Annotated in this window: 30 protein-coding genes; 22 read left to right on the forward strand and 8 right to left on the reverse strand. The window is 65.6% G+C overall.

Annotated features, from left to right (window positions below; all coding sequences use genetic code 11):
- Positions 1-214 precede the first annotated feature (214 nt).
- Entirely contained in the window at positions 215-565 is a 351-nt protein-coding gene (locus tag ATE67_RS17375) for a DUF2200 domain-containing protein (RefSeq protein WP_058817917.1), read from the reverse strand.
- A gap of 130 nt (positions 566-695) precedes the next feature.
- Here ATE67_RS17375 and ATE67_RS17380 point away from each other — a divergent pair, with 130 nt between their 5' ends.
- Positions 696-932 (forward strand): hypothetical protein, encoded by a 237-nt coding sequence (locus ATE67_RS17380; RefSeq protein ID WP_058817918.1) that lies wholly within the window; start codon positions 696-698, stop codon positions 930-932.
- Complete coding sequence (locus tag ATE67_RS17385) at positions 922-1212, forward strand: DUF2384 domain-containing protein (protein ID WP_058817919.1); 291 nt, start codon at positions 922-924, stop codon at positions 1210-1212. Before ATE67_RS17380 ends, ATE67_RS17385 begins: the two co-directional genes overlap by 11 nt.
- A 257-nt stretch (positions 1213-1469) precedes the next feature.
- On the opposite strand, the gene serB is transcribed toward ATE67_RS17385, so the two are convergent.
- Positions 1470-2354, reverse strand: coding sequence for a phosphoserine phosphatase SerB (gene serB / locus ATE67_RS17390; protein ID WP_058817920.1), 885 nt, complete (start codon positions 2352-2354; stop codon positions 1470-1472).
- Here serB and miaA point away from each other — a divergent pair.
- The 7 genes from miaA (at position 2353) to ATE67_RS17425 (ending at position 10483) form a co-directional block, all read left to right on the forward strand.
- Positions 2353-3315, forward strand: a complete 963-nt coding sequence (gene miaA / locus ATE67_RS17395) for a tRNA (adenosine(37)-N6)-dimethylallyltransferase MiaA (protein WP_058817921.1) — start codon at positions 2353-2355, stop codon at positions 3313-3315. The two genes, serB and miaA, sit on opposite strands and share 2 nt — an antisense overlap.
- A 75-nt stretch (positions 3316-3390) precedes the next feature.
- Complete coding sequence (locus ATE67_RS17400) at positions 3391-5145, forward strand: acetolactate synthase 3 large subunit (RefSeq protein WP_058817922.1); 1755 nt, start codon at positions 3391-3393, stop codon at positions 5143-5145.
- Positions 5146-5308: 163 nt separating this feature from the next.
- Positions 5309-5824, forward strand: a complete 516-nt coding sequence (gene ilvN, locus ATE67_RS17405; protein ID WP_058817923.1) for an acetolactate synthase small subunit — start codon at positions 5309-5311, stop codon at positions 5822-5824.
- A gap of 92 nt (positions 5825-5916) precedes the next feature.
- A complete protein-coding gene (gene ilvC / locus ATE67_RS17410) occupies positions 5917-6951 on the forward strand; it encodes a ketol-acid reductoisomerase (protein WP_058817924.1) in 1035 nt (344 codons plus the stop codon).
- Between the two features lie 438 nt (positions 6952-7389).
- Positions 7390-8526, forward strand: coding sequence for an 8-amino-7-oxononanoate synthase (locus ATE67_RS17415; RefSeq protein WP_058817925.1), 1137 nt, complete (start codon positions 7390-7392; stop codon positions 8524-8526).
- Positions 8523-9131, forward strand: a complete 609-nt coding sequence (gene bioD / locus ATE67_RS17420) for a dethiobiotin synthase (RefSeq protein ID WP_058817926.1) — start codon at positions 8523-8525, stop codon at positions 9129-9131. Before ATE67_RS17415 ends, bioD begins: the two co-directional genes overlap by 4 nt.
- Positions 9132-9229: 98 nt before the next feature.
- Positions 9230-10483, forward strand: coding sequence for an adenosylmethionine--8-amino-7-oxononanoate transaminase (locus ATE67_RS17425; protein ID WP_058817927.1), 1254 nt, complete (start codon positions 9230-9232; stop codon positions 10481-10483).
- Positions 10484-10502: 19 nt separating this feature from the next.
- On the opposite strand, the gene ATE67_RS17430 is transcribed toward ATE67_RS17425, so the two are convergent.
- Entirely contained in the window at positions 10503-10946 is a 444-nt protein-coding gene (locus tag ATE67_RS17430; RefSeq protein WP_231728213.1) for a hypothetical protein, read from the reverse strand.
- A gap of 113 nt (positions 10947-11059) precedes the next feature.
- Here ATE67_RS17430 and ATE67_RS17435 point away from each other — a divergent pair, with 113 nt between their 5' ends.
- From ATE67_RS17435 to leuA, 4 genes are all read left to right on the forward strand, one after another.
- Positions 11060-11467: a hypothetical protein gene (locus ATE67_RS17435; protein WP_331458780.1), complete on the forward strand. Its 408-nt coding sequence runs from the start codon at positions 11060-11062 to the stop codon at positions 11465-11467.
- Between the two features lie 98 nt (positions 11468-11565).
- Positions 11566-12207: a YceI family protein gene (locus ATE67_RS17440; protein ID WP_058817929.1), complete on the forward strand. Its 642-nt coding sequence runs from the start codon at positions 11566-11568 to the stop codon at positions 12205-12207.
- Positions 12208-12346: 139 nt separating this feature from the next.
- Positions 12347-12835 carry a rhodanese-like domain-containing protein gene (locus ATE67_RS17445; RefSeq protein WP_058817930.1) on the forward strand — a complete coding sequence of 163 codons (489 nt, stop codon included), beginning with the start codon at positions 12347-12349 and terminating at the stop codon, positions 12833-12835.
- Positions 12836-13029: 194 nt separating this feature from the next.
- On the forward strand, positions 13030-14739 hold the full coding sequence (leuA, locus tag ATE67_RS17450; protein WP_058817931.1) for a 2-isopropylmalate synthase: 1710 nt from the start codon (positions 13030-13032) through the stop codon (positions 14737-14739).
- A gap of 20 nt (positions 14740-14759) precedes the next feature.
- Here the strand turns inward: leuA and ATE67_RS21135 are convergent, their stop codons facing one another.
- The gene (locus ATE67_RS21135) at positions 14760-16505 is read right to left on the reverse strand and encodes an ATP-dependent nuclease (protein WP_197411985.1); all 1746 of its coding nucleotides are present in this window, start codon (positions 16503-16505) and stop codon (positions 14760-14762) included.
- A gap of 148 nt (positions 16506-16653) precedes the next feature.
- On the opposite strand from ATE67_RS21135, the gene ATE67_RS17460 reads away from it, so the two are divergent.
- The 5 genes from ATE67_RS17460 (at position 16654) to ATE67_RS17475 (ending at position 18228) form a co-directional block, all read left to right on the forward strand.
- The gene (locus ATE67_RS17460) at positions 16654-16983 is read left to right on the forward strand and encodes a hypothetical protein (RefSeq protein WP_058817933.1); all 330 of its coding nucleotides are present in this window, start codon (positions 16654-16656) and stop codon (positions 16981-16983) included.
- A 261-nt stretch (positions 16984-17244) separates the two neighbouring features.
- Complete coding sequence (locus tag ATE67_RS17465; RefSeq protein ID WP_058817934.1) at positions 17245-17451, forward strand: cold-shock protein; 207 nt, start codon at positions 17245-17247, stop codon at positions 17449-17451.
- Between the two features lie 2 nt (positions 17452-17453).
- The gene (gene infA / locus ATE67_RS17470) at positions 17454-17717 is read left to right on the forward strand and encodes a translation initiation factor IF-1 (RefSeq protein ID WP_058457547.1); all 264 of its coding nucleotides are present in this window, start codon (positions 17454-17456) and stop codon (positions 17715-17717) included.
- 136 nt (positions 17718-17853) lie between these two features.
- The gene (locus ATE67_RS21500; protein WP_156417099.1) at positions 17854-18006 is read left to right on the forward strand and encodes a hypothetical protein; all 153 of its coding nucleotides are present in this window, start codon (positions 17854-17856) and stop codon (positions 18004-18006) included.
- Positions 18007-18033: 27 nt separating this feature from the next.
- Positions 18034-18228, forward strand: a complete 195-nt coding sequence (locus ATE67_RS17475; RefSeq protein WP_058817935.1) for a hypothetical protein — start codon at positions 18034-18036, stop codon at positions 18226-18228.
- A gap of 9 nt (positions 18229-18237) precedes the next feature.
- Here ATE67_RS17475 and ATE67_RS17480 read toward each other — a convergent pair whose 3' ends face one another.
- From ATE67_RS17480 to ATE67_RS17495, 4 genes are all read right to left on the reverse strand, one after another.
- The gene (locus ATE67_RS17480; RefSeq protein ID WP_058817936.1) at positions 18238-18594 is read right to left on the reverse strand and encodes a hypothetical protein; all 357 of its coding nucleotides are present in this window, start codon (positions 18592-18594) and stop codon (positions 18238-18240) included.
- Between the two features lie 254 nt (positions 18595-18848).
- Positions 18849-19517 carry a DUF6445 family protein gene (locus ATE67_RS17485; protein WP_058817937.1) on the reverse strand — a complete coding sequence of 223 codons (669 nt, stop codon included), beginning with the start codon at positions 19515-19517 and terminating at the stop codon, positions 18849-18851.
- Entirely contained in the window at positions 19514-20122 is a 609-nt protein-coding gene (locus ATE67_RS17490; protein WP_058817938.1) for an SRPBCC family protein, read from the reverse strand. Before ATE67_RS17490 ends, ATE67_RS17485 begins: the two co-directional genes overlap by 4 nt.
- Positions 20122-21138: a GlxA family transcriptional regulator gene (locus ATE67_RS17495; RefSeq protein WP_058817939.1), complete on the reverse strand. Its 1017-nt coding sequence runs from the start codon at positions 21136-21138 to the stop codon at positions 20122-20124. The genes ATE67_RS17490 and ATE67_RS17495 overlap by 1 nt, the downstream gene beginning before the upstream one ends.
- Before the next feature lie 138 nt (positions 21139-21276).
- On the opposite strand from ATE67_RS17495, the gene ATE67_RS17500 reads away from it, so the two are divergent.
- From ATE67_RS17500 to ATE67_RS17515, 4 genes are all read left to right on the forward strand, one after another.
- Positions 21277-22104, forward strand: coding sequence for an alpha/beta fold hydrolase (locus ATE67_RS17500; protein WP_058817940.1), 828 nt, complete (start codon positions 21277-21279; stop codon positions 22102-22104).
- 70 nt (positions 22105-22174) lie between these two features.
- Positions 22175-22669, forward strand: coding sequence for a hypothetical protein (locus ATE67_RS17505; protein WP_058817941.1), 495 nt, complete (start codon positions 22175-22177; stop codon positions 22667-22669).
- Between the two features lie 138 nt (positions 22670-22807).
- Positions 22808-23701, forward strand: a complete 894-nt coding sequence (locus tag ATE67_RS17510) for a carbon-nitrogen hydrolase family protein (RefSeq protein ID WP_058817942.1) — start codon at positions 22808-22810, stop codon at positions 23699-23701.
- A gap of 70 nt (positions 23702-23771) precedes the next feature.
- Entirely contained in the window at positions 23772-24743 is a 972-nt protein-coding gene (locus ATE67_RS17515) for an NAD(P)H-dependent flavin oxidoreductase (RefSeq protein ID WP_058817943.1), read from the forward strand.
- Positions 24744-24982: the final 239 nt, after the last annotated feature.

Consider the following 24982-nt stretch of genomic DNA (forward strand, 5'->3'; position numbering starts at 1 on the left):
CAACTCGGCAGACGAGTTTAACACGCTGCCCGGATGGACATATGTCCCAATTCGGGACATTCGCGGCGATGGGGGGCCCTCTGCACCATCTCCTTGCCAGACGGGGTGGGACGGGTCGCCAATCCGCGGTTCGGCGCTCGCCATCTACGTCGCGCCCCGAAAGCGACGCGATGCTGCGCTTCAGGGCCTGGCTCGAAGCAGAATCAGCGAAGCCTTAGCCTCGCAAAATCTTCTCCATCGCCTTCCCTTTGGCGAGTTCGTCGATCAATTTGTCCAGATAGCGGATTTCGCGCATCAGCGGCTCTTCGATCGTCTCGACCCGAATGCCGCAGATCACCCCTGTGATCAGCCCGCGCGCCGGATTGAGCTTTGGCGCCTGCGCAAAGAAATCCTCGAAATTCGTCCCCTTGGCCAGCGCCTCCTCCAGCCCAGCCTGGTCATAGCCCGTCAGCCAACGGAAAATCTCGTCGACCTCGGCCTTGCTCCGCCCCTTCTTCGCCGCCTTGGCGATATAGTGCGGATAGACGCTCGCGACGCTCATCGTATAGATGCGGTGTTGGGCCATCGCGGCAAGATACTATCCCAACGCCCTTGAAATCCAGACATTTGCGCCCCATATCATCGTCATCGCCGGGCTTCGCTTTGCATGCCAGCGACTGAGAGACGATCGCGCTCCCGCAAAACGGGAGACGGACGTGGACATCAATCAACTTCTTTATCATCACCAGATGGCGCTGATGGCGGCCGGCCAGGCGCAGCGCGACGGCAACACGCTGCCCAATTTCGACCTTCCCCGCCACTATGCGAAGCGGATCGACGAATATCGCGAGGTCCGCGGCCTCAGCGGCGCGCTGGTCCTGCCCGCCGAGCCATTGCTGATGAACCTCGCCTTTGGTCCCGGACCGGCCGGAGGCGTCGCCCATGGCGCCTGACGGCCAACAGGCCGAGCCGTCGCTGGCCCGCCCGCGCTCCAACCTCTTTCGCCACAGGCGCAAAGGCCCGCCGCAGCCGCCGCAGGACGCGCGGCGACAGGGCGCGATCAGTACGCTCGCCTTTCAGCTGCTGGGCGGACGCGACCCCGCCTTGGACTTCCTCAACAGCGACAATGCCCTGCTCGGCGGCCGTCCCATCGCGATCGCGACGCAAAGCGAGTCGGGCTATGCCGCCGTCGAAAGGGAAATCCGGACACGCTCGGCCGCACAGGGCGCATGACGGGCCGTAGCGAGCAAAGCGGTCTTTCGCCAGTGACCGCAGCTCTGGGGTAGAAAGCGGGACCTTAGCTTGTCCGTCATCCCGGCGAAGGCCGGGATCTGGCCGGTGCGTAAATCCTCAAGGGTGAGATCCCGGCCTTCGCCGGGATGACGATGAAAGAAAAATCCTCCCTGTGCCGCAGGCATGGGGAGGTGGCAGCGCTGACGGAGGGGCCACGACGCTACGCCAACGCCCCTCCGTTAGCACTGCGCCCTGCCCTACCCCAGCACCCAGTTCCGCCGCGGATAGCCCTGCGCCCACAAGAGCGCGGTCAGGTCGTGGTGGCGGATCACTGCGTCGGCGGCTTCCGCCGCGGCGGCGTGCGGGTGATAGGCGATGCCAAGCCCCGCGCTCGTGATCATCGGAATGTCGTTCGCGCCGTCGCCGACCGCCAGCGTCTCGGCCAGCGGCAGCCCGTGCTTCGCGGCTTCGGCCTTCAGCGTCTCCAGCTTGGCGCCGGAATCGACGATCGGCTCGCCGACCTTGCCGGTCAGCTTGCCGTCCTCGATCAGCAGGCTGTTCGCGACGACCTTGTCGAAGCCGATCGCCTCGCCGACCGGCCCCGCGAAGGCGGTGAACCCGCCCGTCACCAGCACCGACCGGGCGCCATGCGCCTTCATCGTCTGCACCAGCGTGCGCGCGCCGCGGGTCAGCCTGACGCGCTCGTACCGGCATTCGGTCAGCACCCCCTCGGAAAGCCCGCTGAGCAGCGCGACGCGCTCGATCAGCGCGCCGCGGAAATCGATCTCGCCGCGCATCGCTTTCGCCGTGATCGCGGCCACCTCGTCCTTGATCCCGGCATAGTCGGCCAGCTCGTCGATGCATTCGACCGTGATCATCGTCGAATCCATGTCGGCGACGATCAGCTTCTTGGTGCGATCGCCCAGCGGCTGCACCACCACGTCGAGCGCGCCATGGTCCATCTGCGCCAGTTCCTTGCGCGCGCTGACCAGGCTGCCCTGAAAGACGATATCGGCCGCATCGCCGACGTCGAGCCAGTGCGGCGCACCGACATCATGCCCCGTCGCGGCCAGCCGGTCGATCCCCTCGCGAACCACCTCGTCGGTCAGCTTTCCGGCTGCTATCAGCGTCGCAACGAACATGGCGTCTCCTTCTGTCTCTTCTCGCGCAGGCCTGCCGCCTGTCGCGCTTATCGCCGGACCCACCGCCAGCGGCAAGAGCGCTTTGGCGGTCGCGCTCGCGCAATTGGCGGGCGATGCCGTCGTCGTCAACGCCGACGCGAGCCAGGTCTATGCCGACCTCGCCATCCTCTCGGCGCGCCCCTCGGCAGACGAGATGGCGGGCGTGCCCCACGCGCTTTTCGGCCACATCGACGGCGCGCAGGCGCATAACGCCGCGCGCTGGTCCGACGAGGCGCGCGGCGTCATCTCTCACGCGCACGCCGTGGGGAAGGTTCCGATCCTCGTCGGCGGCACCGGGCTGTACCTGCGCACCCTGCTTCATGGCATCGCCCCGGTGCCCGACATCGATCCGCAGGTTCGCGAGGCGGTGCGCGCGTTGCCCGTCGCGGACGCCCATGCCGCGCTCGCCAAAGCCGACCCCGCCGCCGCCGCGCGCCTGAGCCCCGCCGACACCACCCGCGTCGCCCGCGCGCTCGAGGTCGTCCGCTCGACCGGCCGGACCCTCGCCGAATGGCAGCAGGCGCGCGAGGGCGGCATCGCGGACGGCATCGCCCTCGCCCCGCTGATCCTGCTGCCGCCGCGCGACTGGCTGCGCGAGCGGTGCGACGCGCGGCTCGTCGGGATGTTCGACGGCGGCGCGGTCGAAGAGGTCGAGGCGCTGCTCGCCCGCCATCTCGACCCCGACCTTCCCGTCATGCGCGCGATCGGCGTGCCGCAGATCGCGGCCTGTCTGCGGGGCGAGCTCAGCCGCGCCGCAGCGCTCGACCAAGCGCAGGCCGCCACCCGCCAATATGCCAAGCGCCAATATACGTGGTTCCGCCACCAGCCGCCCGCCGACTGGCCGCGCCACGAAGAATCATTAAACAATGATTCTATAAAGGATTTTGCAATTAAATTACGTGATAAGCTGTTGACAGGATAGAATCATACACCTATTGCCCGCACCCTGTTGCAGCGCGCAAGCGCTGCCCTTTTTGTTTCTGGAAGGAGTTTCGTCGTGGCGGAAATGAGCGGTGCCGACATGGTGGTTCAGGCGCTGGTCGACCTCGGGGTCGATACGGTGTTCGGCTATCCGGGCGGCGCGGTGCTTCCGATCTATGACGCGCTCTACAAGCACCCGACGATCAAGCACATCCTCGTCCGCCACGAACAGGCGGCGACCCACGCGGCCGAAGGCTATGCGCGCTCGACCGGCAAGCCCGGCGTCGTGCTCGTCACCTCGGGCCCCGGCGCGACCAACGCCGTCACCGGCATCACCGACGCGCTGATGGACAGCATCCCGATGGTCGTGCTGACCGGGCAGGTCTCGACCGCGCTGATCGGGACCGACGCCTTTCAGGAATGCGACACCGTCGGCATCACCCGCCACTGCACCAAGCATAATTATCTGGTGATGGACCCCGAACGCTTGGGTCCGATCCTCCACGAGGCGTTCCACATCGCGACGCACGGCCGCCCCGGCCCGGTCGTCATCGACATCCCGAAGAATGTGCAGGTCGCGACGGGCGAATATATCGTCCCCGAAAAGATCCAGCACAAAAGCTATCGCCCGCAGGTCGAGCCCGACGCCGACGCGATCGCCGCGGCCATCGATCTGATCGCCGCGGCCGAGCGCCCGATCTTCTACACCGGCGGTGGCGTGATCAACGCCGGCCCCGACGCCAGCGCGGCCTTGCGCCAGCTCGTCTCGCTCACCGGCGCGCCCGTCACCTCGACGCTGATGGGCCTCGGCGCCTTTCCCGCCGACGATCCGAAATGGCTCGGCATGCTCGGCATGCACGGCACCTATGAAGCGAATATGGCGATGAACCGCGCCGACCTGATCATCGCGGTCGGCGCGCGCTTCGACGACCGCGTGACCGGCCGTCTCGACGCCTTCTCGCCCGATTCCAAGAAGATCCACATCGATATCGACCGCAGCTCGATCAACAAGATCGTCCCCGTCGACCTCGCGATCGTCGGCGACGCCGGCCGCGCGCTCGATGCGTTGATCGCGGCCTGGCAGGACAAGGGCCTCAAGGCGCGCGACTATGGCGAATGGTGGCGCCGCATCGACGGCTGGCGCGCGACGCGCTGCCTCGACTTCCCCGAAAAGAAGGACGCCGGCGCCGACATCATGCCGCAGCGCGCGGTGAAGGCGTTGTTCGACGCGACGCGCGGCCGCGACCCGATCATCACCACCGAGGTCGGCCAGCACCAGATGTGGGCCGCGCAGCATTTCGGCTTCTCGGCCCCCAACCGCTGGCTCACCTCAGGAGGCCTCGGCACTATGGGCTACGGCTTCCCCGCCGCCGTCGGCGCGCAGATCGCGCACCCGAACCGCCTCGTCATCTGCGTCGCCGGCGAGGCCAGCCTCCAGATGAACATTCAGGAGATGGGCACGGTCAGCCAGTACCGCCTGCCGGTGAAGATCTTCATCCTCAACAATGAATGGATGGGCATGGTCCGCCAGTGGCAGGAACTGACCTACGAGAGCCGCTATTCAAACAGCTATTCGGACAGCCTGCCCGATTTCGTGAAGCTCGCCGACGCCTATGGCTGGACGGGCCTCCGCATCGACAATCTGGGCCAGCTCGAGGACGGCATCCGGACGATGATCGAGACCCCGGGTCCGGTGATCGTCGACTGCCGCGTCGCCCAGCTCGCCAACTGCTTCCCGATGATCCCGAGCGGAGCCGCGCACACCGAAATGCTCCTCCAGCCGAGCGACGTCACCGGCACCATGGACGACGAAGCGAAAGCGCTGGTGTGATGATGGTAAGCACGAACAAAATCCTCCCCGCTCGCGGGGAGGTGGCAGCGCGAAGCGCTGACGGAGGGGGTGCGCGTCCTTACACGACGGCGGAGTGTAAGGCCGAGAGCCCCCTCCACCACCGCTTCGCGGCGGTCCCCCTCCCCACGAGCGGGGAGGAATTATGAAAATCAAAACCGAAGCGGGCGAGCGCCATGTGCTCGCCGTCACCGTCGACAACGAGGCGGGGATTCTCGCCAAGATCACCGGGCTGTTCTCGGCGCGCGGCTATAATATCGAAAGCCTGACCGTCGCCGACATCAGCGCCGACCATGCGCTCTCGCGCATCACCATCGTCACCAACGGCCCGCCGCCGGTGATCGACCAGATCATCGCGCAGCTCGACCGGCTCGTCCCCGTCCACTCGGTCACCGACCTTGCGGACGGCGGCGCGCATGTCGAGCGCGAGATCGCGCTCGTGAAAGTCGCGGGCACCGGCGACAAGCGCATCGAGGCGCTGCGCCTCGCCGACGTCTTCCGCGCCAAGGTCGTCGACACCACGCTGTCGAGCTTCATCTTCGAAATCACCGGAACGAGCGACAAGGTTGACCGCTTCATCGCGCTGATGCGCGAATGCGGGCTGGTCGAGGTCGGCCGCACCGGCGTCGTCGCCATCGGCCGCGGGTCGGAGGCGCTCTAGTTTCACTTTCGTGTTCCCCCGCGAAGGCGGGGGTCCAGTCAACGTCAAATGGGTCCCCGCCTTCGCGGGGACACACTATGGGGAAGAATGACATGCAGGTTTATTACGATCGCGACGCCGACCAGGATCTGATCAAGGGCAAGAAGGTCGCCGTCGTCGGCTACGGCAGCCAGGGCCACGCCCATGCGCAGAACATGCGCGACAGCGGCGTGCGCGAGGTCGCGATCGCGCTCCGCCCCGGCTCGGCGACCGCGAAAAAGGCCGAAGCCGCCGGCTTCAAGGTGCTCTCCAACAAGGAAGCCGCCGAATGGGCCGACGTCATCATGATCGCCGCCCCCGACGAGCATCAGGCGAAGATCTACGCCGACGACATCGGCCCGAACATGAAGCCCGGCGCCGCGCTCGCCTTCGCCCACGGCCTCAACATCCACTTCGGCCTCATCGAGGCGCGTGCAGACATCGACGTCTTCATGGTCGCGCCCAAGGGCCCCGGCCACACCGTGCGCAGCGAATATCAGAAGGGCGGCGGCGTCCCCTGCCTGATCGCGGTCGCACAGGAAGCCAATGGCAACAGCGGCAACGGCCACGCCAAGGCGCTCGCCCTTTCCTACGCCAGCGCCGTCGGCGGCGGCCGCAGCGGCATCATCGAGACGACCTTCAAGGAAGAGTGCGAAACCGACCTTTTCGGCGAACAGGCTGTGCTTTGCGGCGGCATCACCCACCTGATCCAGGCGGGCTTCGAAACGTTGGTCGAGGCGGGCTACGCCCCCGAGATGGCCTATTTCGAATGCCTCCACGAAACCAAGCTGATCGTCGATCTCCTCTATGAGGGCGGCATCGCCAACATGCGCTATTCGATCTCGAACACCGCCGAATATGGCGACATCAAGACCGGCCCGCGCATCATCACCGAAGAAACCAAGAAGGAAATGAAGCGCGTCCTCGCCGACATCCAGTCGGGCCGCTTCGTCAAGGACTTCGTCCTCGACAACCAGGCCGGCCAGCCCGAACTGAAAGCCAGCCGCAAGGCCGCCGCAGCGCACCCGATCGAACAGGTCGGCGGCGAACTGCGCGCGATGATGCCGTGGATCGCCAAGAACCAGCTGGTCGACAAGACCAAGAACTGACCCAACCCGATCCTCCCTGTGGCCGCAGGCCATGGGGAGGGGGACCGCGCCCGACGGGCGTGGTGGAGGGGCCGCGACGCCGGCACCAAAGCCCCTCCCTCAGCGCTGCGCCGGAGGCGCAGTTTACCCTGAGCGCCTGCCAGCCAGTCGAAGGGCGTGCCACCGCCCCATCGCTGCGCAACGGGGAGCGCACGGCCTTCCGCGTCGTTCCCTCCCGCCGGCCGACCGCCAAAGGGCGGCCGAACTTGCGAGGCGGCGACCGCGCAGGCTATGGAGCTTCGTCATTCCCGCCAAAGCGGAAAATCCGCTTCTCCTCTTTGCGCCTTTGCGCCTTTGCGTGAGATTGTTCTGGCCTCACGCAAAGGCGCAAAGGCGCGAAGATAAGGCACAATGGAGCGGCTTTCCGCTTGGCGCCGGAACGACGAGAGAAGGATAATGATGCCCCCCTCCCCCTTCGCCGCGCACCGTGCCGACCTCGCCGCTCTCGCCGCCGAAAACCGCCGCCGCACGCTCGCGCCGCGCACGGGCATCGACTTCGCCTCGAACGACTATCTCGCCCTCGCCGGATCCGATGCGCTGAGAGAGGCGCTCGCTGCCGGCATCGAGCAGGGCCTCCCCGCCGGCTCAGGCGGCTCGCGCCTGCTGCGCGGCAATCACGAGGAGCATGAAGCGCTCGAAGCCCACGCCGCGCGCCATTACGGCAGCGAGGCCGCGCTCTTCTTTCCCACCGGTTTCGCCGCCAACGCCGCGCTCTTCGCGACGCTGCCGCAGCGCGGCGACCTGATCGTCCACGACGCGCTGATCCACGCGAGCGCGCACGACGGCATGAAGCTCGGCCGCGCCGACCGCATGTCGGCGCCGCACAACGACGCGCAGGCCTTCGGCGACCGCATCGCCCAATGGCGCGCCGCCGGCGGCGCCGGCACGGCGTGGATCGCGGTCGAAAGCCTCTACTCCATGGACGGCGACCGCGCCCCGCTCGCCGACCTCGCCGCGGTCGCCGACCGCCACGACGCCGTGCTGATCGTCGACGAGGCGCACGCGACGGGCGTCTACGGCCCCGCCGGGCGGGGCCTCGCCCACGCGCTCGCGCCCCGCGACAATCTCATCACCCTCCACACCTGCGGCAAGGCCTTGGGCTGCGAAGGCGCCCTCCTCTGCGGTCCGCAAATCGTCCGCGACTTCCTGATCAACCGCGGCCGCCCCTTCATCTTCTCGACCGCGCCCTCGCCGCTGATGGCGTGGCTCGTGCATCAGGCGCTCGAAATCGTAGCCAACGAGCCCGAGCGCGCCGCGCGCCTCCACGGCCTCGTCCGCCATGCCGAAGACCGCCTCGCCAAACTCGGCCTTCCCGCCAGCGGCAGCCAGATCCTGCCAATCGTGATCGGCGACAATGCCCGCACGATGCGCATCGCCGCCGCGCTCCAGGCCGACGGTTTCGACATCCGCGGCATCCGCCCGCCGACCGTCGCGCCCGGCACCGCGCGGCTGCGCATCGCGATCACGCTCAATGTCGGGACAAGCGACATCGACGCGATGACGGAGAGCCTTGCCGCCGCTATGGCCACGGCATGACCCGCTTCGTCATCACCGGCACCGACACCGGCATCGGCAAGACCGTCTTCTCGGCCGCTCTCGCGGGCGCGCTCGGCCTCCCCTACTGGAAGCCGATCCAGTCGGGCCTCGAGGAAGAAACCGACAGCGAAGCCGTCGCGCGCCTCGCAGGCGTGCCCGTCCTGTCCGAGGCCTACCGCCTCGTCACCCCCGCCTCGCCCCACCTCGCCGCCGAAATCGACGGCATCGCCATCGATCCCGACAGCCTCACGCCCCCCGCGGGCCCGCTGATCGTCGAAGGCGCGGGCGGCGCGCTCGTCCCGGTCACGCGCACCCTGCTCTATGCCGACCTCTTCGCGCGCTGGCAGATCCCGGTCATCGTCTGCGCGCGCACCGCGCTCGGCACGATCAACCACAGCCTGCTGACGATCGAAGCGCTCAAAAGCCGCGACGTCCCGATCCACGGGATTGCGTTCCTCGGCGACGCGATGCCCGACAGCGAGGCGATCATCGCAGACATCTCGGGTATCCGCCGCCTCGGCCGCCTGCCGATCGTCGATCCGCTGACCCGGGAAAATCTGGCCGCGGCCTTCTCCGCCCATTTCGATCCGACAGACTTCGCCTAATCCAAAACCGTTCGCCCTGAGCTTGTCGAAGGGCCGTCCTTTTCTGAAAGGAAGAAAGAACGGTGCTTCGACAAGCTCAGCACGAACGGAAAATGAAGATGGCTGACCAATCCCCCATCTGGCACCCCTTTACCCAGCACGGCCTCGGCGATCCCATCCCCCTCGTCACCCACAGCGAAGGCGCGCGCCTCTACGATGCCGACGGCAAATACTGGATCGACGCCATTTCCAGCTGGTGGGTCACCACCCACGGCCACGCGCACCCGCGCATCATGGCGGCGATCCGCGCCCAGACCGAAAGGCTCGACCAGCTCATCTTCGCCGGCTGGACGCACGAGCCCGCCGAAACGCTCGCCGCCGAGCTGATGCGCATCACGCCCGACCCGCTCACCCGGGTCTTCTTCTCGGACTCGGGCTCGACCAGCGTCGAGGTCGCGCTCAAGATGGCGCTCGGCTACTGGTTCAACATCGGCGAGCCGCGCCACCGCATCCTCGTCCTCGAACACAGCTATCATGGCGACACGATCGGCACGATGTCGGTCGGCGAGCGCGGCGTCTACAACCGCGCGTGGCAGCCCCTGCTCTTCGACGTCGACACCATCCCCTTCCCGCACGAAGGGATGGAGCAGGCAACGCTCGACGCCCTCGAAGCCGCCTGTTCTCAAAATCCCGCCGCCTTCATCGTCGAACCCCTGATCCTCGGCGCGGGCGGGATGCTGATCTATCCCGCTTGGGTGCTTGCCGAAATGCGCAGCATTTGTGCGCGTTACGGCGTCCTCTTCATCGCCGACGAGGTGATGACCGGCTGGGGCCGCACCGGCACCCGCTTCGCCTGCGACCAGGCGGGCGTCATCCCCGACATCGTCTGCCTGTCGAAAGGCCTGACCGGCGGCAGCCTGCCGCTCGCGGTCACGCTCTGCATCGAGCCGATCTTTCAGGCGCACTGGTCGACCGACCGCGCGAAGACCTTCTACCATTCGAGCAGCTATACCGCGAACCCGATCGCCTGCGCCGCCGCCAACGCCAATCTCGCGATCTGGCGCGACGAGCCGGTGCAGCAGCGCATCGACAGCCTCGCGGACGCGCAGGCCGCGCACCTGTCGCTGCTCTCGCACGATCCCCGCGTCGCCAACCCCCGCCGCCTCGGCACGATCGCCGCGTTCGACATCGTCGCGCCGGACGCCGGCTATCTCTCCGACCTCGCCCCCCGACTGATCGCCTTCTACCGCGACCACGGCGTCCTCCTCCGCCCGCTCGGCAACACCGTCTATGTGATGCCCCCCTATTGCATCATGGAGGAAGAGCTGGCGCAGGTTTGGAGCGCAGTAAAGGCATCTCTCGATACCCTCTGACGCAAGACCGTGAGCCGCCTCAGCAGGATGTAAGCGGCGAACTGGCGCTGGCGGAGTCGCGCATGGGCGAACCGAAGGTGATAGCCAGAAATGCGCCCTCGCTATCCATAGCGCTGCCTTGCACCACGGTACGGATTTCCGTCGCTGGAATTTTCGCGGCAACAATGCGCATTTTAAGCTCTTCCGCCTGGCGCGCCGCGACCTTCTTGTTCTCCGCTTCGCTTGGCCCGCCGAGCCACCGGCTCCAGACAAGCACCGCACGATTGCCGCTCGCATTCCGCTGGCGAAGTGAAAGGAGCGTGCGTCCCCAGACATAGTCGTTGGGCGGCAATAGGCTGGTGTTCGTGCCAAACATCACAAGCCACGACTGATCAGCCGGCTCCGGAGCCGCTTCGGACCCGGCGATCATCAAGGCAAAGGCGATTGCAAGCACGGCGAGCGAATATCCCGGTTCTCCTGACAAAACCTTAATTCCCGTGGACCGGCGATCAGCCTACCGTGCCCGATGCCCCAGGTTCGGCTCCCGTTCATCTTCCCTGCCTCAATCTCGCCAAAGGAGATGCTTAGGGAATGCGCATGATGAAACGATCCGCCCCGCTTCTGCTTCTCCTTCTGGCGCTCGCCGCGCCGGCGCAGGCGCAGGACGAGGATCTCGGTATGACCTCGACCCCGCCCGAGCGGACCTCGATCCTCATCACCTACGGCGACGAACCCTGCCCCGAGGCCGAGGGCGACGAGATTGTCGTTTGTGCGCAGCAGCCCGAGGGTGATCGCTACCGCGTCCCCAAGGAGCTGCGCGAGGAGCTGAAGGAAGACGTTCCCGCGGGCGGCGGCAGCTGGGCTTCAGCGGTCGAGGGCTATGACAATATCGCCCGCGTCACCCGCCCCAACAGCTGCTCGCCGGTCGGCAGCTACGGCTTCACCGGCTGCACCGCCGCCGCGCTCCGCCAATGGTTCGAGGCGCGCCGCGCCGACGGGCGCTGACCGGTCGCGGGCGGAAACCCTGTGTTTTCATTGCGCTGATTGACGCGGCCCGCACCGCTGGCCTAGCCTCGTCGCTCCCGAAACAGGAGTCTCCCCCCATGCGCTTCATCGCCCCCCTCGCCGCCCTCGCTGTCGCCGCCGTCGCGGTTCCCGCCGTCATCGCCCAGTCGCCCGGCCTCCCCGGCGCGAAGGACAAGAGCCGCGTCGCCGCCGGCACCTATGCCGCCGACCCTGGCCACACACTCGTCGTCTGGGAAGTCGATCATTTCGGTTTCAGCCGGTATAGCGGCATCTTCGGCGACGTGACCGGAACGCTCGTCATCGATCCCGCCAACCCCGCTGCGTCGAAGGTCGAGGTGACGATCCCGGTGGCGAAGGTCACCACCGCCAGCAGCGGCCTCACCGGCCACCTGCTCCGCGCGGGCAAGGACGGCGGCAAGCCCGACTTCTTCGGCGCCGCCCCCGCCGACGCCAAATTCGTATCGACCCGCGTTGTCCTCGACGACGACGGCGACGAAGCGACGGTGACGGGCAATCTGACCCTCAACGGCGTCACCAGGCCCGTCACCCTCGACGTCGATTTCCACGGCGCGGGCACCAACCCCTATAACAAGAAGGCGACCGTCGGTTTCGAGGCCGAGGGCAAGATCCGCCGCAGCGACTTCGGAATCGCCTACGGCATCCCCGCGGTCAGCGACGAGGTCGAACTCGAAATCCACGCCGCCTTCGAAAGGCAGTAAGCCGTCTTCTCCACCCCTCCCGCTTGCGGGAGGGGCAGCGAGACTTGCGAGCTTGCTCGCTAGTCGCAGCGGGGAGGGCCGGTTCATCACCTGTCCAGCATCAACGCAATACCATCCCCCTCATCAAAGGGAGGATCCCATGCGCAAAGCCTTGCTGCTCGCCGCGGCGCTCACCGCCACCCCCGCCTTCGGGCAAGCCTACCCGCAGATCGACTATCCCGCCTTCCAGGCGCTCACCGCCAGCGTCGCGCCCGCCCGCGCCACGCGCCTGCTCGCCTTCGACGCCTTCAAGGCCGAGGCCGCGAAGCCCGAGACCCTCCTCCTCGACGCCCGCTCAAAGGACGCCTTCGCGCGCGGCCATATCAAGGGCGCGGTCAACCTGCCGCTCACCGACTTCACCGCAGACAGCCTCGCCGCGGTGATCGGCGCCAATCCCGACCGCCCTATCCTTATCTATTGCAATAATAATTTCTCGAACCACAAAAGCCCCGTGCCGCTCAAATCGGCGCCGCTCGCGCTCAATATCCAGACCTTCATCAACCTCGTCGGCTATGGCTATCCCAACGTCTATGAGCTTGCCGACGTCGTCGATTTCACCGACCCCAAGGTCGAGTGGGTGGCGGGCTGACCGCGCAATTTTCGCACAGCCCCCTTGCCAAGCGCGACATTTTGCATCATTGCGCTGGCCATGCGCGGCAACGCCCTTCTTCTTCTGCGACTTACACGCCCTTGGGCGTGACACTGGCTGCGCGCTAGTCGCGGCCACCCGCTCAAGGGTCCGATCGACACAGCACCGCAACCGACAGAAGAAGCCCGAACCCCATGACCATGCTCCGCGAACCCTCGGTCAAGTACAGCGCCTTCCCGCAGGTTCCGCTCGCGCACCGCGACTGGCCTTCGCGCGTCACCACCAAGGCCCCGATCTGGCTCTCGACCGATCTGCGCGACGGCAACCAGTCGCTGATCGACCCGATGGATGCCGAGAAAAAGACCCGCTTCTTCGACCTGTTGGTCAAGGCGGGCTTCAAGGAGATCGAGGTCGGCTTCCCGGCCAGCGGCGCGACCGACTTCGACTATATCCAGAACCTCGTGCGCAGCGGCCGCATCCCCGATGACGTCACTCCGCAGGTGCTCACGCAAAGCCGCGCCGACCTCATCCGCACCAGCTTCGACAGCCTCGCGGGCGCAAAGACCGCGATCGTCCACGTCTACAACGCGCTCGCCCCCGCCTGGCGCAAGATCGTCTTCGGCATGGACAAGGCCGACATCAAGGCGATCGCGATCGACGGCGCCAAGCGGCTGCGCGACAACGCCGCGCGCCTGCCCGACACCGACTGGCGTTTCCAGTACAGCCCCGAATGCTTCTCGACCACCGAACTCGATTTCAGCATCGAGGTGTGCGAGGCGGTGATGGAGATACTCGCCCCCACCCCCGACAACCCGATCATCCTCAACCTGCCTGCCACGGTCGAGGCGGCGACCCCGAACATCTACGCCGACCAGATCGAATATTTCGGCAAGAACCTGCCGAACCGCGACGCCGCGATCCTGTCCTTGCACACCCACAACGACCGCGGCACCGGCGTCGCGGCGGCCGAGCTCGGCCTGCTCGCGGGCGCCGACCGCGTCGAGGGCTGCCTGTTCGGCAATGGCGAGCGCACCGGCAACACCTGCCTCGTCACCATCGCGCTCAACATGTACACGCAGGGCGTCGACCCGGCGCTCGACTTCTCGAACATCGACGAGGTCATCCAGACGGTCGAATATTGCAACAACCTGCCCGTCCACCCACGCCACCCCTATGGCGGCGAGCTCGTCTACACCGCCTTCTCGGGCAGCCATCAGGACGCGATCAAGAAAGGCTTCGCCGCGCGCGAGCGCCAGAACGACGAGCGCTGGGAAGTCCCCTATCTCCCCATCGACCCCGCCGATTTGGGCCGCAGTTATGAAGCGGTGATCCGCGTCAACAGCCAGTCGGGGAAGGGCGGCGTCGCCTGGGTGCTCGAACAGGACAAGGGCCTGAAACTGCCCAAGAAGATGCAGGCAAGCTTCAGCCATGTCGTGCAGGCGCTCGCCGACGAGACGAGCCGCGAACTCGGCGCCGAGGATATCTGGCACGCGTTCGAGGGTCAGTATCTGGCCACCGACAACAAACGCTTCCAGCTCGTCGACTGGTCGGAACATCATTCCTCCCCGGAACGGGGAGGGGGACCACGAAGTGGTGGAGGGGCACCCACGGCGCATCGCATCTTCGCGGGAGTCCTCCGCATCGACGGCCAGGAACGCAGCGTCAGCGGCCGCGGCAACGGCCTGATGAGCAGCGTCATCGCCGCGCTGGCCGAGAGCGGCGGCCCGGTGATGGACATCGTCGACTATAGCGAGCACGCGATCGGCCAGGGCAGCAATGTGCAGGCCGCGGCCTACGTCGAATGCCGCACCGCGGACGGGAAAAGCCTGTTCGGCTGCGGGCTGGATACCGACGTTGCGACGGCGAGTGTGCGGGCGATTTTGTCGGCGGCGAATGGGGCTTAGAGATTGAATTCAATTACCTTTCAACACTCAATCCCGTTAGCCCGCCGAATAAATGAGACTAACGCCTCGATCTTTTGCCGCAAATCCAGCGGGGATAAGTCCGGCGCGTCTTCGCAAACCTTGCGAGCTACCCGGACTTTATCAATCTTATCGACAAGCTGAGCCGAAGCCCCGCGGTTCGATCCTGTGCGAAAATAATGAAGCGCATGGTCAAACTGACCGCTCCCGGCAGGTCGGAGATACTTCGGATGCAACGAGCGGATCGCGTCATGCAATCGATTGTGCGGAACGTAGTTTTCTATCTCTCGGCCCTTCGTCACCCATGCGAAGCCCGATTTCTCAAGCTCGCCAGCAACACGGCGCTTGGTATCGTTGACGTGAGAATGAGCTGATTTCTTATCGCTGTCGATCACAATCGCCAAGTTTCTATTCAACTCGCGTAACGAGATAAACTCCCGAATCTCACTATCGTCGGCTGAAAGATGACTTAGCAACCTGCCGCCGTAGAACATTATGGAATAATGGAGACCTTCTTCAAGATCAGGTGCGAGTCCGCTTATCCAATGTTGTAAATATATCCGATCCGAAGGTCCCTCCACCCATATTACAGCGTTAGATTGCAGAATGTCCGAAGCCCGGTGGCCGAGGTCAGAGCAAATTTGGAATTTTTGCTGTTTTGAAACAGCTCGACCGATTCGAGTGGCTCCCTCATCTTGCCAAACTCGGAAGATTGCTGCTCTTGGCATGTCAATGAACGCGGCAGAGTGAGTAGCAATAAAATATTGATTTTCAGTATTATCTTCCAAATATTCTATAAGTTTTCTCTGCAATATCGGATGCAGGTGCAGCTCAGGCTCCTCTAGACAGATTATTCTATTATCATAGACTGTGCAGAATGCCGCTAACATTATTACCTGTTGGATTCCTGTGCCTAAGCTATCAAGCGGCAATATTCTCCCGTCCATATGTACGAGCACATGCTCTCGGGAATGCGGAATCTCTATCCTAGCCTCGGGCCGCCCCGTTACCGCCCGAACAAATTCGTTAATTTTGTCGAATACCTCTGTATCTTCTCGTCTATCTACGTTCGGATTCTGAAGCTTTGCGAGACGCACGACAAGCCCGGCACCGCTAGTATCTGACAAACCCTCCCCATCGGGACCTATCCTTCTAAATGCTGGAATAAGGTGAACCTGAGGGATCGGAGGGCTAGCGAGAGCCCCGATCACTCCTATTGTTTCTGGAGCCCAGGTTCTCGCATCGGCCCCACGCATATGCGTCAACTGGCTCCAAAGTGTCGCCAGTTCACTATTGTGAATTACCGATATTAGGTTGGAAGCATCGCTTTCTGTAAGGCATACTGGCGCATTGTTAAAGGGCGGAGAGTTTTCCACCCAAATGTATCCGTCGCGCGCCATCCATTTGATGACCTTGTCTCCGTAGGGTACGATTGCTGCGTTCTGCTTCACCGCTGGAAGCTGCTTGAATCGTTCGAAAACGGTCCTTTCTGGCGCGCCCACGCGTATCCGAAAATCGCCGGCGTTCGCGGATCTGTTTGAATCCAAAGGGCTTCGATCAATAGATCTCCTACCACTCTGGTCGGCATTGATTGGGAAATAGCGGTGAATCAGATCGAGTATCGTGGATTTCCCTGCGTTGTTGGGACCAATAAAGAAATTGAACCTCCCAAAATCACGCGCTTCCTGTACTTCATTGTCGATACCTCGAAAGTTTTTTACCGCTAAGGCATCCAGATAGACTGACAACTGAGCGCTCCTGCTCCTTCGGCAAATGGCCGACATACGATAGTGAACACTCGGACGGCTAGCGACGTCAAGCTAACAAAAAAATCCCTCCTACACTTCCCCCATATGGTTCGCTCGTGCGGTTTCACCCAACCGAAAGGACGAATCGATGGACGACGCCCCGCATAATCCCGCGCATATCCCCGCCCCCGCCACCTATCACCGGACGCCGCGGCTCCAGCGCGACTTTCTGGAAGCCTTCGCCACCAACGGGTCGGTGAAGATTTCGGCGGCCAAGGTCTGCATGTCGCCTTCCGCCGTCTGTCAGCTCGAACAGCGGCCCGAGGGCGCGGCGTTCCGGCTCGGCTGCGCCGCGGCGCTGCCGATCGCGCGCGGGCGGCTCGTCGACGAGCTGCTCGACCGCGCGATCTGGGGGCTTGGCAGCGCCCGACGGCCTGGCACGCGCTCAGGATCAACTGCGCCTTTGGCGCCGCACTGACGGAGGGGCGATGACGCGGCCTGGCCGCCCCGCCGCAATCGCCTGTGGCGACGGTCCCCCGCCCCATGGCCCGCGGCCACAGGGAGGACGGAAAACCGCCAATCTTGACTTTTCAAGGCAATAGGCCTACATCGGACAGGCTAACGTCGCATGCGACGGAATTTGACGGCCCTTCTGGGGCAGACTCTTCCCTTCACACGCTACCAGCTCCGCCGGTGCTTTTGCCGGTGGATTCCCGTTTCTCGTGAAAGGAAACACTCTATGCCAGTCGGCACCGTAAAATTCTTCAGCCAGGACAAGGGCTATGGCTTCATCGAAAATGAAGACGGCTCGGGCGACGCGTTCGTCCACATCACTGCCGTCCAGAACGCCGGAATGACCACGCTGAACAAGGACCAGCGCGTCCAGTTCGAACTGGAAACCGGCCGCAATGGCAAGACCTCGGCAGTCAACCTCCAGTCGGCCTGATCTTGGCCAAAGAGGAACTGATGACCTTCGAGGGGCAGATCGACGAGATCCTGCCCGACGGACGCTTCGGCGTCGTGCTCGAAAACGGTCACCGGGTCATCGTCTATACGGCGGGCCGGATGCGGCGTTTCCGCATCCGGTCGGTCGTCGGCGACGCCGTGCGCGTCGAGATGACGCCCTATGACCTCAGCAAGGGCCGCCTCGTCTACCGCGAACGCGGGGGCGGGCCGGTTCCGCCCAGCCAGCGCAAACGGCGCGGGCTCTGAAGAGAGAAGCCAGCGCAAACGGCGCGGGCTCTGAAGAGAGAGTCCGGCGCCAGCGGCGCGGGCTTCCGAACGACGGGATCGGCGCAGGACGCGCCGGTCTCCAACAACCAGAACACGATAATCAAAGATAAAGATGATGACTATGTTTCATAATAACAGCTCTATTTTCCCCGCTCTGCCCGCGCTGTCGCTGGCCGGCAAGGCCCAGACGGCCACCCCGTCGCGCCGCCGCCGCCCGACGCTGTCGCGCCGCGAGCTCAGGCGTCTGATCGCCGATATGGTCGATTGATCGACCATAAACTTTAAGGAAGCAGCCATGTCGGCCACCATCGATTTCTATCGCACGCAGGCCGAAAAATGCACGGCAGAGGCCGGCGCCTCGCCGCTGGACCAGGTCCGCGACCGCAATTTGCGCGCCGCGGCCGCCTGGCAGGCGATGGCCGACAAGCTGCTCCACACCGAAAAACTGCGCGCCGAAAAGGAAGCCGCGGTCGCCGCCGCGAAGGCTTAGCGGCCGCCGTCAGTCGATCGCCCAGTAATCGGTCTCGCCGCTCGCGGCGCGGCCGCGGCGGCAGACGAGCTGCCCTTCGTGCCACAGCTCGGCCCAGCGGCCGATCGGTTCATGCTCCATCATCTCGATCGCCGCCGCGACATCGTCCGCCGAAAAGGCGACGCGCTTCTCGAACCCGAACCAGCGATCCTCATAGCGCAGGACATAGGCGGTGCCCGCCGCCGCCGGATCGACCGCAAAGGTCGGTTCGGCTCCAGGCGCGGGCTTCGCCAGCGCCTCGGGCTCGGCTTCGGTCTCGGCAGGATGCGGCAGGCAGTCGCAGCCGCCGCGCGACGGCTCATCTCGATGGGAACGGGGCGTCTTCACGTGGATCGGACCTTCGTTAGGGGGGTGCGAAGGGGCTGCGAACAAGGGCCACAGGGCCATGGCCGCCGCCGGGGCGAAGTGGATCTGGTCTGCTATGCATTTCCTCGCCGCGAGCGGCGTCGGCAGGCCGACGCTCCCACAGCGCCGATGGCCTTGCAAAAATCACAGGAATTTCATTCTCATAGCGCGGCCGGTTTTGCGCCGCCGCTTTCGACCGGCGGCCCCTGCCAATCGACAAACGGCGGGTGGCGGCGTCAGCCGATCGACAGGAACGCCGTCACCGTCAGCCGCCCGCGCCGTGGATCGGGCGACAAATCGGTCGCCGTGCCGATCGCCCCGCTATGCAGGCTCCAGCTGCGGTAAAGCAGCGCCCGGTTATACGCTGCCCCGGCGGTATGCACGCACTCGAACAGCGCGCTGTCGCCCGAAACATAGCCCGCGGGCGGCGGCCCGCCGTGGCGAAGCTCCGCGTCGAGGTGGCGGAAGAAGATATCGCGCCGTTCGTCGGTCACCGTCTCGAACCCCGTCGCCCGGTGCCGGAAAAAGGCCGTCCCGTCGCCATTGTCCGGCGCCAGATAATGGACGAGCGCAATGCGGTCGGCGCCGAACGCGTCGGCGTGCGGCAACCGCTGCGGCACCGTCAGCGCATGGGCGGGGGTGGAGACGATCGAGAAGCTGGCGTCGATCACCTGCACCGGCCCGCTGCGTCCAAAGGCGTCGGCCGCCACCGCCGCGATCGCGGGCAGCTGCGCCGCCAGATAGTCCGCGGGCAGCGCGGCGCGGACGCCGGGATAATGGTTGTGCGCCGACCCGAACGCCGCGACCGCGGCGAAGCGGCGCAGCGCATCGGGATCGGCGGCGAAATCATCGACGATCACCAGCGGCTGCGCCTCGGCGCCGACAGTTTCCCGGCGAACGGTCATTCGGCGGGCTGCACCGCCCAGACCTTCGGCCCCTCGACGAAACGCCGCTGCAGGCCTTCGAGCGTCGCCGCATTGCCGGTGGCGAAGAAGCCGGCGAGCGCCCGCCCTCCCTCGCTGTCGGGATATCCCGTCGACGTCAGCCGCACCCGCGTCCCCGCGCCCTCGCTCGCCAGCTCGAAAATGCCGGTCACCTTTTTATACGCGTCGCCATGCGGGAAATCGTCGGGCGTCTTGATCGTCCGAAAGACGAGCAATCGCCCGGGAATGCGCGCGACGAACTGCTGCCAGATCGCCCCCGGCCCCCCTGCGAGTTCGGCGGGATTGTAGCTCGTCTCGAGGATATCGCTCTCGCCCTCGGCCCAGCGCGCCAGCGGCACCGCCCAGGTGACCCAGCCTTCGGGCGTCGAAACCGCCGTCCACACCTCGGTGATCGGCGCCGCGACCAGCGCGCTGTGGGTCAGCGTTGTCGTGCCGTCGGCCTCGGTCCGCGTCGCGACCTCGACCGGCGGCGGAGCGACGACTTCGGTCGCCGGTGGCTCCTCTACCGCCTGCGCCACCACCGGCCCCGCCACGCACAGCGCCGCCAGCAGTGCGAGCGCCCGCATCACGCCGCCGCCGCCGCCGCCGCGACCTGCGGCACCTGAAAGCGCTGGCGATATTCGCCCGGCGACAGGCCGGTGATGCGGTGGAACAGCTTGCGGAACGCCGCGGCGTCCTCATACCCCACCGACCAGGCGATCTGGTCGACCGTCCGCTTGGTGAACTCCAGCAACTCGCGGGCCTTGCCGACCCGGATATGCTGGACATATTCGACCGGCGTCATGCCCGTCGCCGCCTTGAAGCGGCGCTGGAAGGTCCGTTCCTCCATCCCCGCCTCCGCCGCCATCTCGGCGACCGCGACCGGGCCGGCGCCCTTCGCCTGCAGCCAGTGCTGGACCTTCAGCACCGGCTCGTCGCCGTGGGTCAGTTTCGGCGCGAAGCTGGCGTAATGCTTCTGCTCGCGCCCCGACGGGTCGATCAGCAGGAAGCGGGCGGTCTCCATCATCACCGACGGGCCCAGCAGCCGCTCGACGATGCGCAGCCCCAGGTCGGTCCACGCCATCAGCCCGCCGGCGGTGATGATGTCGCCGTCGTCGATCACCATCCGGTCGGCCTCCATCCGCACGTCGGGGAAACGCGATCGGAACGCCTCGGCGAAATACCAGTGCGTCGTCGCCGGCCGCCCGCTCAGCAGACCCGTCGCGGCGAGCGCGAACGATCCGCCGCAATTCGACGCCAGCGTCGCGCCATGCGCATGCCGGTCGAGCATCCAGCGCGCATAGGGCGCGACCTCCTCGGCTTCGAGCAGCTTGTGCAGGCTGCCCGGCGCGATGATCACCCCGGGCGAATTGCCGCCGGGCTCGTCGGCATGGCTGTCGAAGCAGCGCGCGAAGCCCCCGTCCTCCTGCAGCCGCCAGTGGCTGACGCGGATCGGGTCGCGACCATGATCGACCGCAAAGCGTCCGGCGACGTGGAACAGGTCGGTGATCCCGTGCACCATGCCCATCTGGCAGTCGGGATAGAGCATCATTCCCACTTCGACCAACGCGGGCGGCGCGTCCGGCACCTTCAACTTGGGCATATTCGCTCCCCGATCGCTCACTTGTCGGAATCGGCCTGCATAATGTCGCGTCCGCCAATCCCGCACAACCCCCGGCCGGCCTATCTCTCCTTTCACCGGCGGACGCCCCGCCTCGCACGCAACGAAAGGAACCACGCCATGACCACGATCACCACCACCGACGGCACGCACATCTTCTACAAGGACTGGGGTCCGAAGGACGGACAGCCGATCGTCTTCTCGCACGGCTGGCCGCTCAGCGCCGACGCCTGGGACGCCCAGATGGTGTTCTTCGCCAATCAGGGCTTCCGCACCATTGCCCACGACCGCCGCAGCCATGGCCGCTCGGACCAGGTGTGGGACAACAACACCATGGACCAATATGCCGACGACCTCGCCGAACTGATCGAACAGCTGGACCTGAAAGACGTCATCCTCGTCGGCCACTCGACCGGCGGCGGCGAAGTCACCCGCTATATCGGCCGGCATGGCACCGACCGCGTCGCCAAGGTCGCGCTGATCGGCGCCGTCCCGCCGCTGATGCTCAAGACCGAAGCCAATCCGATCGGCCTGCCGCTCGACGTCTTCGACGGCATCCGCAAGGGCACCTTCGACAACCGGCCGCAGTTCTTCAAGGATCTGACGCTCCCCTTCTACGGCTATAACCGCGAAGGCGCCGTCGTCAGCGAAGCCGTTCGCGACGAATTCGTCCGGCAGGGCATGAACGGCGGCCTCAAGGGCCTGCTCGACAGCATCCGCGCCTTCTCGGAAAGCGACTTCAACGAGGACCTCAAGAAGTTCGACAAGCCGACCCTCGTCCTCCACGGCGACGACGACCAGATCGTCCCCGTCGACGCCTCGGCCCGCTCGACCGTCAAGATCGTCAAGCATGCGGTGCTGAAGATCTACGAAGGCGCCGACCATGGCCTGACCGTCACCCACCAGGACCGGTTCGACGCCGACCTTCTCGATTTCATCAACAGCTGATAAGGAAGAGGCGCGGGCCCCATGAACTATGGGCGGGCCGCGCCTCCTCTTGCCCGAAAGGAGACGTGCCATGATCCTCGGTCTGACCATCCCGCAGTTCACCGCGCTGCATGTCCTGATCAGCCTCGTCGGCATCCTCGCCGGCCTGATTGCCCTCCCCGCCTTCGCCTGGGGCCGCGTCCTGCCGCGCCCGAACGTCATCTTCCTCTGGTTCACCCTGCTCACCAGCCTGACCGGCTTCCTCTTCCCGATCGTCGCCTTCACCCCGGCGCTCGGGGTCGGGATCGTCTCGACGTTGATCCTGGCGGTCGCTCTCTGGGCCTGGTATGCCCGCAAGCTCGCCGGCCGCGCCGCGCCGGTCTATGCCGTCACCGCGACGGTCGGCCTGTGGCTCAACCTGTTCGTGCTGGTCGTCCAGTCCTTCCTGAAGGTTCCCGCCCTCAACGCGCTGGCCCCGACCGGAACCGAGCCGCCCTTCGCAGCGGCACAGGGCGCGCTGCTGATCCTGATGATCGGCCTCGGCTATTTCGCCTTCAGGGCGAGCCGCCGCGGCGCGGTCGCCTGATCAGAAGGCTGGGAGTCCCCGCGTCGGCGGGGACCCATCTCCCGCTGGTTCGAAATAGCGCCGACCGCTGATGGGCTCCGGCCTGCGCGGGAGCAGACAGTATTTTATCTGGCCGCGCACTTGCCCTAGAAGCCCCCTATGATCGCAACCACCCGCCCCGACAAGGTCCGCGTCGCCGCCGTCCAATATGGCCTCCGCGGCATTTCCGGTCCCGAAGATTTCGAGCGCCAGGTCGAATATTTCCTCATCTCCGCCGCCGATTACGGCTGCGACTTCATCACCTTCCCCGAACTTTTTCCGATGCAATTGCTTTCGTCTGGCGAGCGCCTTCCCGCCGCCGAAGCAATCGCCGCCATCGACGCGCTGACGCCGCGCTTCACCGCCTTCATGGCCGGACTCGCACAGCACTATCGCATCAACATCATCGGCGGTTCGCACCCCGTCCGCATCGAAACCGGCGCGATCCGCAACCGCTGCCATGTCTTCCTCCGCGACGGCAGCATCCACCACCGCGACAAGCTCCACCCTACCCCGTCCGAACGCGACGCCTGGGGTATCGAGGGCGGCACCGTCCGCGACGCCGACGTGATCGCAACCGACTGCGGCCCGATCGGCATCATGATCTGTTACGACAGCGAGTTTCCCGAACTGCCCCGCCGCCTTGTCGACCAGGGCGCCGAACTCCTCTTCGTCCCCTATTGCACCGACGACCGCCGCGGCCACCTCCGCGTCCGCTATTGCTGCGCCGCGCGCGCGGTCGAGAACCAATGCTATGTCGTCGCCGCAGGCGTGACCGGCAATCTGCCCAACGTTTACAACATGGACATCCACCACGCCGAAAGCGCGATCCTGACCCCGTCGGACATGCCCTTCGCCCGCGACGGCATCGCGGCGGAGGTCACGCCCAATAGCGAAGGCATGGCGATCGCCGACCTCTCGCTCGCCGACCTGCGCCACGCGCGTACCCATGGCGCCGTCCGCAACCTCGCCGACCGGCGCCACGATCTCTACCGCATCGATTGGTCGACCTGATGTCCCCCCTTGCGCGACCTTCCCTTTACGTTAAGGTAAGTTTCAAACCGCAACTGGAGAAAGTGATTCAATGGCCCTTCCCCCGATCTTCGACCGCCTGCGACTGCCCGTCATCGGCTCGCCGCTGTTCATCGTTTCGGGGCCGGAACTTGTCATCGCGCAGTGCAAGGCCGGCGTCGTCGGCAGCTTCCCGGCGCTCAACGCCCGCCCGCAAACGCTGCTCGACGAATGGCTCCACCAGATCACCGAAGAGCTCGCGGCATGGGACCGCGACAATCCCGATCGCCTCTCGGCGCCCTATGCGGTCAACCAGATCGTCCATAAATCGAACGACCGGCTGGAACAGGACATCGCGACCTGCGCCAAGTGGAAAGTGCCGATCACCATCACCTCGCTCGGCGCCCGCGAGGAGCTCAATCAGGCGGTGCACGGCTGGGGCGGTATCACGCTGCACGACGTCATCGACGACCGTTTCGCGCGCAAGGCGGTCGAAAAGGGCGCCGACGGCCTGATCCCCGTCGCCGCGGGCGCGGGCGGCCACGCCGGACGTCAGTCGCCTTTCGCGCTGGTGCAGGAAATCCGCGAATGGTTCGACGGCCCCGTCGCGCTGTCGGGCGCGATCGGCCACGGCCGCTCGATCCTCGCTGCGCAGGCGTGCGGCGCCGACCTCGCCTATATCGGCAGCGCCTTCATCGCCACCGCCGAAGCCAATGCAGAGGATGGTTACAAGAACGGCATCGTCGAGGGCCGCGCGGGCGACATCGTCTATTCGAACCTCTTCACCGGCGTGCACGGCAATTACCTCCGCCAGTCGATCGTCGCCGCGGGCATGGATCCCGACAATCTGCCCGAAGGCGACCTCAAGACGATGAACTTCGGTTCGGGCGGCAACACCAAGGCCAAGGCGTGGAAGGACATCTGGGGTTCGGGACAGGGTATCGGTTCGGTCTCCGCGGTGCGCCCGGTCGCCGAATTCGTCGCCGAGCTGGAGGCGCAATATCTCGAGGCACGCCGCGAGCTGGAAGCAAAAGTCCGGCTCTAAGCTTCGCGTCAAACCTTTCGGCAATGGCCGTTTTGGGGCGGGGAGCGGACGTTAAATTAGTCCGTCGCCCCCGCGCAGGCGGGGGCCGCTGGCGGCCCGTTCCTGCGCCGCCAGAGTTAGACCGACTGCGGCCCCCGCCTGGTAAGCGGGGTCTGACGGCCGCCTTGCATGCCGGGCATTCGCCGGGATGATTGCCGCTCTTTGAGCGGGGTGGCGGGTGTCGGACGAGATCGGGGATA

Source organism: Sphingopyxis sp. H050, assembly GCF_001468265.1.
Lineage (GTDB): Bacteria > Pseudomonadota > Alphaproteobacteria > Sphingomonadales > Sphingomonadaceae > Sphingopyxis.